Origin of the sequence: Lentzea sp. NPDC060358 (assembly GCF_042725365.1) — a bacterium.
Taxonomy (GTDB): domain Bacteria; phylum Actinomycetota; class Actinomycetes; order Mycobacteriales; family Pseudonocardiaceae; genus Lentzea.
Genome location: NZ_JBHXCW010000067.1, coordinates 1 through 11,572, shown reverse-complemented (window position 1 = coordinate 11,572; position 11,572 = coordinate 1). Strand labels below are relative to the sequence as shown.

Sequence of the window (11,572 nt, the reverse complement as noted above, 5' to 3'; positions counted from 1 at the left end):
CGGACGTCGGGGGACAGGTCCACAGGTGGGATTTCGTGGGGAGGACGGAATTGCTGCACTCATCAAGACGACGCCGCGGGCCGGCGCTCGGTCTCGCCGTCGCGGCGCTCGCGACGGCGGTGCTGGCGACGGCGGTGCTGGCGACGCCCGCGGTGGCGGAGGGGGACATCCGCGTCGGCACGGGGTCGAAGACCATCGCCGGCAGGTATGTCGTGGTGTTCAAGGAAGGCGCCACTGAGAGGGCGCGGACCGCGGACACCGCGGCGGACATCGTCACCAGGAGCGGTGGCGGTGAAGTCGGGCAGACCTGGCAGCACGCGCTGCACGGGTTCGCCCTCGGCGCGAGCGAGACGACCGCGCGGAGGATCGCGGCGGATCCGAGGGTCGCCTACGTCGAACAGGACGCGGAGGTCGGCGCGGACGCGACCCAGGCGACACCGCCGGCGCTGTGGGGACTCGACCGGCTCGACCAGATCACCGGGCGGTCGAACGGCCAGTACGTCTCCAGCGGTTCCGGTGCCCGCAACGTGCACGCCTACGTCATCGACACGGGCATCCGCACGACGCACACCGACTTCGGCGGACGGGCGAGCTGGGGCACCAACACCACCGGGGACAACAACAACACCGACTGCAACGGCCACGGCACCCACGTGGCGGGCACCATCGGCGGAGCCACCCACGGCGTCGCCAAGGCCGTGCGCCTGGTCGCGGTCAAGGTGCTCAACTGCTCCGGGAACGGCACCAGCTCGGGGGTCATCAGCGGTGTCGACTGGGTGACGCGGAACGCCGTGCGCCCCGCCGTCGCGAACATGAGCCTCGGCGGGGGAGCCAGCGCGGCGCTGGACGCGGCGGTCGAGACCTCGATCGCCTCCGGCGTTACGTACGCGGTCGCCGCGGGCAACTCGAACGCCGACGCCTGCACGACCTCGCCGGCCAGGACGCCGAACGCGATCACGGTCGGCGCCACCGACCGCGACGACGTCCGGCCGACCGACTGGTCGAGCGGCGGCAGCAACTTCGGCAGCTGCGTGGACCTGTTCGCCCCGGGCGACGACATCACGTCGGCGTCGAACGCGAGCGACAGCGCCACCAGGGTGCTCAGCGGGACGTCGATGGCCGCACCGCACGCCGCGGGCGTGGCCGCGCTGCACCTGCAGCGGCACCCGAACGCCTCGACGATCGGTGTCTGGTACGACCTGGTCGTCGTGGAGTCCACGAAGGACGTCGTGGTGAACGCCGGCGCGGGTTCGCCGAACGCGCTGCTCAACTCGCGCTCCACCTTCGGCGGCCCGGACGGCGACTACAACGACGACCAGGTCACCGACACCACGGTGTGGCGCCCGTCGACGGGCCAGTGGTTCGTGCGCAACACCAGCACGACCCAGTGGGGCCAGCAGGGCGACGTTCCCGTGCCCGGCGATTACAACGGCGACGGCGAGACCGATGTCGCCGTGTGGCGTCCGTCGACGGGGCAGTGGTTCGTCAACGGCCAGTTCACCGTCGCGTGGGGCCAGGCGGGCGACGTCCCGGTGCCCGGTGACTACAATGGCGACGAGCTGACCGACGTGGCGGTCTGGCGGCCGTCGACCGGGCAGTGGTTCGTGCACAACCAGTTCACGCAGCAGTGGGGCCAGCAGGGCGACGTCCCCGTTCCCGGCGACTACGACGGCGACGGCCGCGCGCAGGCCGCCGTGTGGCGTCCGTCGACCGGGACCTGGCACTACTTCGGCCCGTTCGGTGTCGTCGTCTCCTTCCCGTGGGGGCAGAACGGCGACGTGCCGGTGGTCGCCGACTACGACGGCGACGGCGGCTTCGACCTGACGGTGTGGCGCCCGTCGACGGGCCAGTGGTTCTTCAACGGCAAGCCCGCCGTGCAGTGGGGGCAGCAGGGCGACGTCCCGGTGCCCGGTGACTACGACGGCGACGGGATCGGCGACGTCGCGGTCTGGCGGCCGTCGACCGGGCAGTGGTTCGTGCGCAACCAGTTCAGCGTCGCCTGGGGTGTCCCGGGTGACACACCGCTGGCGTCCTAGGACGTCGGGTGAACGAGGGGCCGTCTTCGTCGCGAAGGCGGCCCTTCGCTCAGTTCTCCAGCCACTCCGGCCGAGTCCTGGTGCGCATCGCCCAACCGGACTCCGTGATCGCCGCCGTCACGGCCGCGAGAGCGGGGGTGGCCGGGCCGGGGAGCCGTGCCACGAGCACCCGGCGGACCTCCGGCGGCGCGCCCTCGACCCGCAGGGTGGTCACACCGGGAGGCAGCACCGCCGCGAGCTGCTCCGGCACGGTGGTGACGCCGAAGCCCCCGGCTACGAGGTGCAGCTTGGTGAGCCAGTCCCGTGCGCTGTGCACGATCCGCGGCCGTCCCGGCAGGCCCGGCCACACGCCGAGCAGCGGTTCGGAGGTCGCCGACGGCGTGGCGATCCACGGCACCCCGGCGAGCTCGTCGACGTGGACGGACGTGCGTCCCGCGAACGGGCCCGTGGCGCAGGCGCCGACGAGGAGCTCCACGTCCCGGACGGTCGTCACGTGCAGCCGCGGCGACTCGCCGTCCGGCGGCCGGTGCGGCGGCCGGGACGTCAGCACGGCGAGGTCGATCGACCCGGTCCGCAACGCCCGCGCCAGTCCCGGCGTGGTGCCCTCCCTCGTGGTGACCCGGATCCACGGCGCCGTCGTGGCGAGCCGGGCCAGCGCCGCGGGCAGCACCACCGGGCCGGCGCTCAGGATCATGCCCAGCCGCACCACCTCCGCGCCGGGCTCGCCGGAGAGGTCGCGGCCGGCGGCGTCGACGGACGCGAGGATCGCGCGGGCGTGGCGCAGCAGCGTCAGCCCGGCGCCGGTGAGCCGCACGCCGTCGGGACGCCGTTCGAACAGGGTGGCGCCCGTGCCGCGCTCGAGCGCGATCGCCTGCCGGGACACCGCCGACTGCGTGTAGCCCAGCTGGGCGGCGGCCGCGGTGAAGCTGCCGGACTCGGCGATCTGGCACAGCACGCGCAGGTTCGCGCTCGACAGGTCCATGCTGCACACGCATACCAGAGATGCCGGATCTTCGCTTCCCGCATGCCGGTCGCGCTCCTACCGTCGAAGGGGAACGAGACCAGGAGGAGTTCTTCCGTGCGAGCAGCGACATTGACCGCGTTCGGTTCCCCGCTCGAGGTGCTCGACGCACCCGACCCCCAGGCCGGCGGCGGTGAGGTGGTGGTCGAGGTCCTCGCCACCGGCGTGCCCCCGTACGCGGACGAGGTGTTCAGCGGCGAACGGCGCTACCCCCTCGAACCACCCGTGGTGCCGGGGGTCGGCGGTGTCGGCCGGGTGGTGTCGGCCGGCCCCGACGCGACGAAGCTCAGCCCCGGCGACCTGGTGTGGTGCGACTGCACGGTGCGCGCCCGCGACGACGCGCTGACGCCCGACATCACCCTGCAGGGCTGGAGCTCGCGCGGCGAGGGCGGCGCGCGGCTGGCCCGGCACCTGCACGACGGGTCGTTCGCCGAACTGATGCGGGTGCCCACCGAGAACGTCCACCCGCTGCCCGCCTCGGCCGACCCGGTCCGCTGGTCCGCCCTGAGCGTGCACACCATCCCCTACGGCGGACTGCTGGCGGGCGGCCTCGCGGCGGGGGAGACGCTGCTGGTCAGCGGCGCGACCGGTAACCTCGGCAGCAGCGCCGTGGCCGTCGCGCTGGCGATGGGCGCGGGCCACGTGGTGGTCCCCGGCCGCAACCAGGCCGCGCTCGCCCTGCTCGCCGACCGGTTCGGCACGCGGGTGAGCCCGGTCGAGCTCACCGGCGACGACGACGCCGACCGGGCGGCCATGGGGGAGCACGGCCCGGTCGACCTGGTGCTCGACCTCCTCCCGCCCCAGGCGCCCAGCTCGGTCGCGCGGACGGCGGCCATGACCGTGCGCGAGCAAGGACGGGTCGTGCTGATGGGCGGCGTCGGCATGCTCGGCGGCGCGGACCTCGCCCTGCCGTACCCGTGGATCATGCGCAACTCGATCACCGTGCGCGGGCAGTGGATGTACCCGCGCTCGGCGAACGTGGGCATGATCCGGCTCATCGCCTCCGGTGCCCTCGACCTCGCTCCCGAGCGGATCACCACGTTCGGCCTCAACCAGGTCAACGAGGCGGTCGCGCACGCCGCGGCGCACGGCGGGCCGTTCGACCGCACGGTGCTGACTCCGGCGGCGTAGGGCCGCGGCTGTCGCGGGCGAGACCGGCGGACAGGCCCCAGGTCACCGGCGCGGTTCCCAGCGGAACAGGCGCGAGGCCAGCGCCGCGGCCACGACGACCCAGGCGAGCGTCGGCGCCAGCAGGAGCAGCGAGTCGGTGACCGCGACGCCGCCGGTCCACGCGTTCACGACCAGCTCGGTCGCCGAGCCGCCCGGTAGCAGGCGCTTGAGCAGCGTGAGCTCCTCGGTCCCGCTGATGCCCACCCAGCTCGCCACCGCGACGACGCCGAGGCACACGGGCAGGGTGGTGACCTGCGCGTGCTCGGGCGAGTTGGTCAGGCCCGCGGTGGCGAGGGCCAGGCCGACCATCATCGCCGCGGTCGTGAGCACCGCGGCGGCCAGCAGCGGGAGGTTGTCCGGCGCCTCGGTGACCGCGGCGAGCACGGCCATGATCGCGGTGACCTGCACGAGCGCGATCACGGTCGCCGGGAGCACCAGCCCGGTGAGGATGCCCGCGTCGCTCGCGGCGGTGGAGCGCAGGCGCTTGAGGAACAGGTTCTGGCGCCGGGACGCGAGCGTGGTCACCGAGCTCGCGTAGAGGCCGAACGCCGTCACGGTGAACATCACGATCGCGGCGATGTAGCCCAGGCTGCCGATCTGGGTGAAGAGGTCGTGCTGGTGGAGGAAGAACGCGCTGACCGCGATGGGCATGACGAAGCTCGTGACCAGAACCGACCGGTTGCGGAAGATCTGGAGGAGCTCGCTTGCGAAGAGGGGGCGCACGGCGGGGGTCCTTTCGGGGAGGAGAGGGTCAGGAACCGATGGCGCGGAACACGTCGTCGAGCCGGGTCGGTCCCGCCTCCAGGTCCCGCAGCTCGACGGCGTGGTCCTCCGCCCAGCGCAGCAGCACCGCCAGGGCCTTCTGCAGCTCGAACGTCTCCACGACGTGGCGGTCGTCGCCGCCGGGCGCGGCGGGCAGCGGGAGGGCGGGCGCCTGCGCCGGCAGGCCGAAGCGGATGACGGACGGCAGCGTGCGGGTCAGCTCGGCCACCGTGCCCTCGCGGTGGAACCGGCCGCGGTGCATGAGCCCGATGCGGTCGGCGTGCTGCTGCGCCTCTTCCAGGTAGTGGGTCGTGAGCACGACCGTGGCGCCGTCCTCGCGCAGCCTGTCCACGGTGGACCAGAGGTCGTCGCGGGACTGGATGTCGAGTCCCGTGGTGGGCTCGTCCAGGAAGACGAGCTCGGGCGAGCCGTAGACGGCGGTGGCGAAGTCGAGCCGCCGCTTCTCGCCGCCGGAGAGCTGCGACACCTTCGTGTCCGCCTTGCGGGCGAGGTCGACGACGTCGAGCACCCGGTCGGCGCGGTCGGTGCGGCGGGTCAGGGCGCCGATCAGGCGGACGGACTCCGCCACGGTCAGGTCGGGCGTGAACCCGCTGTCCTGCAACATGATCCCCATCCGCGGGCGCACGGCGGCGCGGTCCGCCGGGCTCTGCCCGAAGACGCGCACCGTGCCCGAGGTGGCCGTGCGGTGGCCTTCGACGGTCTCGAGCGTCGAGGTCTTGCCGGCACCGTTCGTGCCGAGGAGCGCGTACAGCTCGCCGCGCCGCACGTGGAACGACAGGTCCCGCACGGCGTGGAAGGAGCCGTACCGGACGTTCAACCGGTCCACTTCGATGACGGGTGTGGTCGACATGCGGTCGATTCCACCGGTCGCGCGGGCCGCGCGGCAGTGCCGCCACGTCACCACGAAGGCATGACGTGGTGTCACTGGTGCGCTCACCCGCCCGGCGAAATACTGAGGTCGTGACACAGTCAGAGGTGCCGGCGAGCCACAGTGGACACCGATACACCACGTCGGCCCGCGGCCGGATGAGCAGGCTGAACATCACCACGCAGCTCGCGGTGATCGTTCCGGTCGGGACGATGCTGATCGCCTACGACTCCGCCACCTGGTGGGAGGCGCTGGTGCTGCTCGCCGGCGTGGCCGCGTCCATGGTCGCGGTCGTGCTGTGGGCGCGGGAGAGGATCCTCGCGTTCGCGGTGCCCCTGCTGGCGGTCGCCGCGGCCGTGTGGCTGTTCGGCGTGCTGGTGACGGGCAGCACCACGGCGTTCTACGGCCTCTCGGTCGTCGTGCCGCTCATCGTGCCGGGGATGCCCCGGCACCGGGTGCCCGCCGCGGTGGCGTCGGTCGCGTTCATCGCGGCCACGGGTGCGCTGAGGCTGCTCGTGGCGGCGGGGGACCCGGGCTGGACGGCGTTCCAGTTCGTCCTGCTGCCCGGCGGTGTGCTGGTGTTCACGCTCGGGTTCATGTTCGCCAACCAGGCCTTCTACCAGATCCTCGCCGAGCTGGACGAGGCGCGCGAGCACGAGGCCGAGCTGGCCGTGGCCCGGGAACGCATCCGGTTCGCGAGCGAGCTGCACGACATCCAGGGCCACACCCTGCACGTCGTGAAGCTCAAGACCGCGCTGGCCGAGAAGCTGGTGCGGCGCGACGCGGGCCGGGCGGAGGAGGAGCTGCGCGAGATCAACGCCCTGGTCGGCGACACGATCAAGCAGACCAAGGAGCTCGCGTACGCGCAGCGGCGGCTCACCCTCGCCGCCGAGCTCGAGAACGCGAAGAACCTGTTCGAGGCCGCGGGAATCCGCGTGCGGATCACCAGGGAGGCGGCGGTGAACGGGCGCACGGGCGAACTGCTCGGGCAGGTCCTGCGCGAGACGACCACGAACATCCTGCGGCACGCCGAGGCGGGACAGGTGCGGATCACGTTGTCGGAACGGGGAATCACGATCGTCAACGACGGCGCGGCCGGGGACGTCCTGCCCGAGCTGCGCGGCCTGTCCACGCTCCGGGAACGCCTCGCGGTTGAGGGCGGCGACCTGGTGGTCGCGCAGAACGGCGCCGAGTTCGTCACCTCCGCGGTGTTCCCGGCGGGGGCGGCGCGATGACCACGGTGGTGCTCGCCGACGACGAGGCATTGCTGCGCAAGGCGATGGCCGCGCTGCTGCCCATGGAGGGCGACATCACGGTCCTGGCCGAGGCCGAGGACGGCGCGCAGGCCGTCGCGGCCACGCTCGAGCACCGGCCGGACGTGCTGGTGATCGACCTGGAGATGCCGAACGTGGACGGCCTCGGCGCCGTGGCGGAGATCCGCAGGGCATTGCCGGACCAGGTGATCCTCATGCTCACCCGGCACGCCCGCCCCGGCGTGCTGCGCAAGGCCCTCAAGCTCGGCGTGCAGGGGTTCGTCAGCAAGTCCGCGGACCCCGCGCACATCACGTCGGTGATCGCCGCCCTGCACGGCGGCAGGCGGTGGGTCGACCCGGACGTCTCCGCGCTCGCGGTGGCCGACGACTGCCCGCTCACCGACCGGGAGATCGACGTGCTGCGGGCGACCAGGGAGGGCTACTCGGTCGCGGACATCGCGCTGCGCCTGCACCTCGCGGAGGGCACCGTCCGCAACTACCTCTCGAACGCCATGCAGAAGACGCAGACCAAGACCAGGCACGAAGCCGCTCGGTTCGCACGAGAACACGACTGGCTCTGAGGAAGGGAAGACCATGCTGATCGCCGAGGACCTCGCCCTGCTGCTGATGGACGACGAGTCCGGCACACCGGCCGCCGCGGGCACCCTGCACTACACGATGGGGGGCGCGCTGCTGGTGGAACTGGCCCTGGCGGGGCTGGTGGACGTGCGGGACCGCAAGGTCGTGCTGACCGGGGACACGCCGCCTGAGGACCCGCTCCTGCGGTCCGGCTGGGACAGGATCGCCGAGAAGCCGCGGTCGGTCGACTCGACGCTGCTCAAGATCGGCGCACCGGTGTGGAAGGACGTCGTCGAGCGGCTCGTCGGCAAGGGCATGGTGCGCCGCGAGGAGAAGCGCGTGCTGGGCCTGTTCCGCACGACGTCGCTGCCCGCCGCCGACACCCGGCGCGAGGAGGAGGTCCGCGACCGGATCCGCGCCGTGCTGGTCGACGGCGTGGAGCCCGACCCGCGCACCGCGGCGCTGACCGCCCTGCTGTCCGCGAGCGGCGCCCTGCCGGCCCTGCGGCCCCGGCTCGCGTGGTCGGGCGACGTGGCCCGGCGGGCGAAGGCCCTGGAGGGCGGCAACTGGGGCGCCCAGGCCGTGAGCACCGCGGTGACCAGGACGGCGGCCGCCATCGCCGCGTCCACCGCCGCCGTCACGGTGGCCGTCGTGACCACCGTGACGTGACGAACTCCAAGTCCTGACACGGGTCCGAGGCCCGGGAGCGCGGTCCCGGGCCTCGAACGCCTCGCGCCGTCAGCAGTTCGCGCGCAGCACCGCGCCGGACGTGCCGGGCAGGCTCACCGAGTTGACCTGCTTGCCGTCCTGGTCGGTGTAGGTGCGCTGCACCGGGACGGTGACGGCGGCGCTGCCGGTCGGGTTGGCGTTGACCAGCACGACACCGCAGGAGAAGTCGCGGCGGTACACCTTGTCCGCGACCGAGCGGTAGCCACCGGCGGGGTAGCCGAGGTACCACTCGTACTCCGCGTGCCACGGCGTCGGGTCGCCGTAGCCGTCGGTCTGGGCGATCTCCGAGATCGACGCGCGTCCACCGGTGGTCATGTAGAGGCTGGCCAGGGCGTACCGGAAGGCCTTCTGGTCACCGACGGTGAAGTGCGGCTGCACCCAGGTCATCTTGCCGCTCGCCTCGTTGGTGGCGATCTGGGCGACCTGCTTGCGCCAGCCCTGGTCGTAGTCCTCGAGCAGGCGCTGGCTCGAGAACGCGAGCCACCACTCGTCGAACCCGCCGTCGACGTACTGGCTGTAGGCCTCCCAGCCGCCCTGCTGCAGACGGGCGTTGGCGAGGTTCGCGACGGAGGTCAGCCCGGCGGCGGAGAAGCCCGCCTTCACCTCGGCGAGCATCCCCTTGTAGGCGGCCTGCATCGACGCGTTGTCAGGATATTTCGCCGGGCATTCCCCCGGATGGTAGGCGTCGCAGGTGAACAGCGCATTGTCCAGGAACACACCGTCGAATCCGGTCGACTTCGCGTTCGCGACCGTGGCATTCACCCACGCTTTCCGGTAGGCCGGATTTCCGACGTCCATCTGCCAGTGGCCTTCGTAACCGGAGTAGACGAGTTCTTTTCCGCTCGTTCCGCGCAGGAACCAGTCGGGGTTCTTCGCCCGCACGTCGCAATAGCCGAGCCCGGTGGGGATCTGGGCGTCGTCGACGCCGTTCTTGCACGCGTAGGACCTGGTGGACGAGAGGTCTTTGTAGACGTAGACCTTGACGGCGGGGTTCGCTGATTTGAGCTTGCGCAGCAGGTCGCCCTCCCACGCGTTGAGCACGACGTGGGCGCGCCGCTTCGCCTCCGTGGCGATCGTGGCGTCGGAGACCGGGGTGCTGTTGAGGTGGAGCCAGAAGGACTGCGAGCGCCCCGCGGGGGCGGCGTCCGGTGCGGCCAGGGCCGGCGTCCCGGTCGCCGCGGTGAGAAGTGCGACCGTCAGCAGAAGAATTCTACGCATTGCGCCTGCCTGCTCAAGCATTGTTTCCTCCTGGCTCGTTCGTGGTTCTCGTCGTGATCGCGGGAGCGCATTGGCGAAGTACCCCGGGGCAGAGCGGGAAATGATGCTTGCGCGGTAAACCACCTGGACGCGGGAACGGCACCGTGTCGAAAGGACACTCTGGGTGCGAACGCGCTCCCACTCGGGCGACACCGCGGAGCGGGCAGCGTCGCGCGGTGTTGCCGCTCAGTGAGTGGTTGAATCTTCGACCTGTGCGCACGTTCTTGCGTGCGAACCGATTCAGACGCCCGGCGAGGGCGATGGTGGGTGAACTCCCGCGGTTCGGCCGAGAGCGGGTGCGGCACCTGCTCTCGGCCTACGGGTTCCAGTACCGCGAGGTGAGCACGCGGTCGAAGCGGCGGGCGGGCAGGTCCTCGCGGTGTTCATCCACAGTGGAGTGCTGCCCGAAGCAGCTGTCGTCCTCGGGGAAGCTCAGGCGGGCAAAGGGTGAGAGCGCGTCCAGTCGTCCACGTGGAACGGCGACGGTCCATTCGCGACGGATGCGTGCGCGACCACCCCGGCCGGCACGGCGCCGTCCACCACGCCGAGCCTGGCGCGGTAGTCGGCCGCGAACGCCGAAGCGACCTCGGCAGGGGTGAGGGCGGGCGCGTAGTCGGCCAGACCGGCGATCGAGCTGCGGCGCAGGTCGTAGCCGAGCGCGTCGGACACGTCCTCGATGACCGCGCGCACCCGGTCGGAGACGGCGACCTGCACCACCGTGCTGAAGAGCGAGCCGGTGGCGGTGACGCGCTGCGCGGAGCCGACGACCTTCACCGCGCCGCCGACGTTGATGCTGTACTCGCCGGGGCAGTACTCGCCGTCCACCTCGCCGACGCGGGCGTCGACGCCGCCGAGGTCGCGCAGCACCCGCACGTGGCTCTCGGCGTTCGCGGCGAACGTCGCGCTGCCCGCGTGCCGGATGCCGGTGGTGCGGTCGAGGTGGTCGATCACGACGGCGCCGCTGTCGTAGGCGACCATCCGCCCGCCCGGTGAGCGGACCACGGTCGCGAACCCGGCCCGGTGCGCCACCCCGGTCGCCGCGGCGATGCCGGGCGAGCGCAGGTCACGGCCGCTGAACGCGACCGTCGGGCCCTGCGGGACGTAGATGTGGACGAGCTGCGACCACTCCGCGTGCGGTGCGCGCAGCAGCAGCGCCGGGACGACCAGTTCGGTGACGGCGTCACCGGCGCTGCCGCACACGAGGAGCCGGGGGTGGCCGAGGGTGTTCACGCCCCGATTCTCGACCACGACCCGGCTCCGGCCGTCACGCCGCTCCCAGGAGCGCGAGGAACTCCGCCCTGGTGCGGTCGATGCTCGCGCCCAGCTCCCGCACCGGCGGGTGCGTGCCGGAGGCGAGCTCGGCGCGGGCGACGGTGCGCGCCTCCTCGAACTGGGTGCGCAACAACGCCTTGAGCTGGGCGTCAACGTCCGGCGCGTGCTCGATCGACGCCAGCTCGGCGGCCGTGATCATGCCGGGCATGTCGTGGCCGTCGTGCTGGCCCGACTCCGGCCGGCCCGCGCCGGCGAGCACCTCGCGCAGCTGCGCCAGCTCGGCCCGGTAGGTGGCGGCGACCCGGTCGGCGACCGGGCGCAGCTCCGAACCGGGCCTCGCCAGCGCGAGCGCGTCGAGCGTCGAGGTGTTCTGGGGGATCACCAGGTCGGCGAACGCGAGGTCCGTGGCCGACAGCTCGGGTGGGGTCGCGGCGGTCCCGGAGGTTTCCTGTGCGGCCTGGGCGCTGCATCCCGCCACCGCCAGGACCACCGCGAGTACGAGAGCCCTCACCAGGGCCTGTGTCGAGGTCCAAGTCCGCGACAGCCGGGCCTGAGGCGGCCCCTGGCGGCGCGGCCGAAGGGCCCGCATACAACACCGGTATGC

Annotated in this window: 11 protein-coding genes; 5 read left to right on the top strand and 6 right to left on the bottom strand. The window is 72.4% G+C overall.

Translation table 11 applies throughout. The features are described 5' to 3' along the window. Window positions 1-35: 35 nt before the first annotated feature. The gene (locus tag ACFWGZ_RS16770) at window positions 36-2,036 is read left to right on the top strand and encodes a S8 family serine peptidase (RefSeq protein ID WP_382452407.1); all 2,001 of its coding nucleotides are present in this window, start codon (window positions 36-38) and stop codon (window positions 2,034-2,036) included. 49 nt (window positions 2,037-2,085) lie between these two features. Here ACFWGZ_RS16770 and ACFWGZ_RS16765 read toward each other — a convergent pair whose 3' ends face one another. Beyond that, complete coding sequence (locus ACFWGZ_RS16765; protein WP_382452406.1) at window positions 2,086-3,018, bottom strand: LysR family transcriptional regulator; 933 nt, start codon at window positions 3,016-3,018, stop codon at window positions 2,086-2,088. 96 nt (window positions 3,019-3,114) lie between these two features. On the opposite strand from ACFWGZ_RS16765, the gene ACFWGZ_RS16760 reads away from it, so the two are divergent. Further along, complete coding sequence (locus ACFWGZ_RS16760) at window positions 3,115-4,188, top strand: alcohol dehydrogenase catalytic domain-containing protein (RefSeq protein ID WP_382452405.1); 1,074 nt, start codon at window positions 3,115-3,117, stop codon at window positions 4,186-4,188. Window positions 4,189-4,230: 42 nt separating this feature from the next. Here the strand turns inward: ACFWGZ_RS16760 and ACFWGZ_RS16755 are convergent, their stop codons facing one another. Further along, a complete protein-coding gene (locus ACFWGZ_RS16755) occupies window positions 4,231-4,950 on the bottom strand; it encodes an ABC transporter permease (RefSeq protein ID WP_382452404.1) in 720 nt (239 codons plus the stop codon). 28 nt (window positions 4,951-4,978) lie between these two features. Continuing rightward, the gene (locus tag ACFWGZ_RS16750) at window positions 4,979-5,860 is read right to left on the bottom strand and encodes an ABC transporter ATP-binding protein (protein ID WP_382452403.1); all 882 of its coding nucleotides are present in this window, start codon (window positions 5,858-5,860) and stop codon (window positions 4,979-4,981) included. Between the two features lie 110 nt (window positions 5,861-5,970). Between ACFWGZ_RS16750 and ACFWGZ_RS16745 the strand changes: the two genes are divergently transcribed. Genes ACFWGZ_RS16745 through ACFWGZ_RS16735 form a run of 3 tightly spaced genes read left to right on the top strand, consistent with a single transcriptional unit; the run spans window position 5,971 to window position 8,379 of the window. Continuing rightward, window positions 5,971-7,113 carry a sensor histidine kinase gene (locus ACFWGZ_RS16745; protein ID WP_382452402.1) on the top strand — a complete coding sequence of 381 codons (1,143 nt, stop codon included), beginning with the start codon at window positions 5,971-5,973 and terminating at the stop codon, window positions 7,111-7,113. Next, a complete protein-coding gene (locus ACFWGZ_RS16740) occupies window positions 7,110-7,712 on the top strand; it encodes a DNA-binding response regulator (RefSeq protein ID WP_382452401.1) in 603 nt (200 codons plus the stop codon). Before ACFWGZ_RS16745 ends, ACFWGZ_RS16740 begins: the two co-directional genes overlap by 4 nt. A gap of 13 nt (window positions 7,713-7,725) precedes the next feature. Continuing rightward, window positions 7,726-8,379 carry a GPP34 family phosphoprotein gene (locus ACFWGZ_RS16735; protein WP_382452400.1) on the top strand — a complete coding sequence of 218 codons (654 nt, stop codon included), beginning with the start codon at window positions 7,726-7,728 and terminating at the stop codon, window positions 8,377-8,379. Window positions 8,380-8,448: 69 nt separating this feature from the next. Here the strand turns inward: ACFWGZ_RS16735 and ACFWGZ_RS16730 are convergent, their stop codons facing one another. The 3 genes from ACFWGZ_RS16730 to ACFWGZ_RS16720 all read right to left on the bottom strand — a co-directional run bounded on the left by ACFWGZ_RS16730 (window position 8,449) and on the right by ACFWGZ_RS16720 (window position 11,479). Beyond that, the gene (locus tag ACFWGZ_RS16730) at window positions 8,449-9,657 is read right to left on the bottom strand and encodes a putative glycoside hydrolase (protein WP_382452399.1); all 1,209 of its coding nucleotides are present in this window, start codon (window positions 9,655-9,657) and stop codon (window positions 8,449-8,451) included. 471 nt (window positions 9,658-10,128) lie between these two features. Further along, window positions 10,129-10,926: a hypothetical protein gene (locus tag ACFWGZ_RS16725; RefSeq protein WP_382452398.1), complete on the bottom strand. Its 798-nt coding sequence runs from the start codon at window positions 10,924-10,926 to the stop codon at window positions 10,129-10,131. 34 nt (window positions 10,927-10,960) lie between these two features. Then, window positions 10,961-11,479 (bottom strand): DUF305 domain-containing protein, encoded by a 519-nt coding sequence (locus ACFWGZ_RS16720; RefSeq protein WP_382452397.1) that lies wholly within the window; start codon window positions 11,477-11,479, stop codon window positions 10,961-10,963. Window positions 11,480-11,572: the final 93 nt, after the last annotated feature.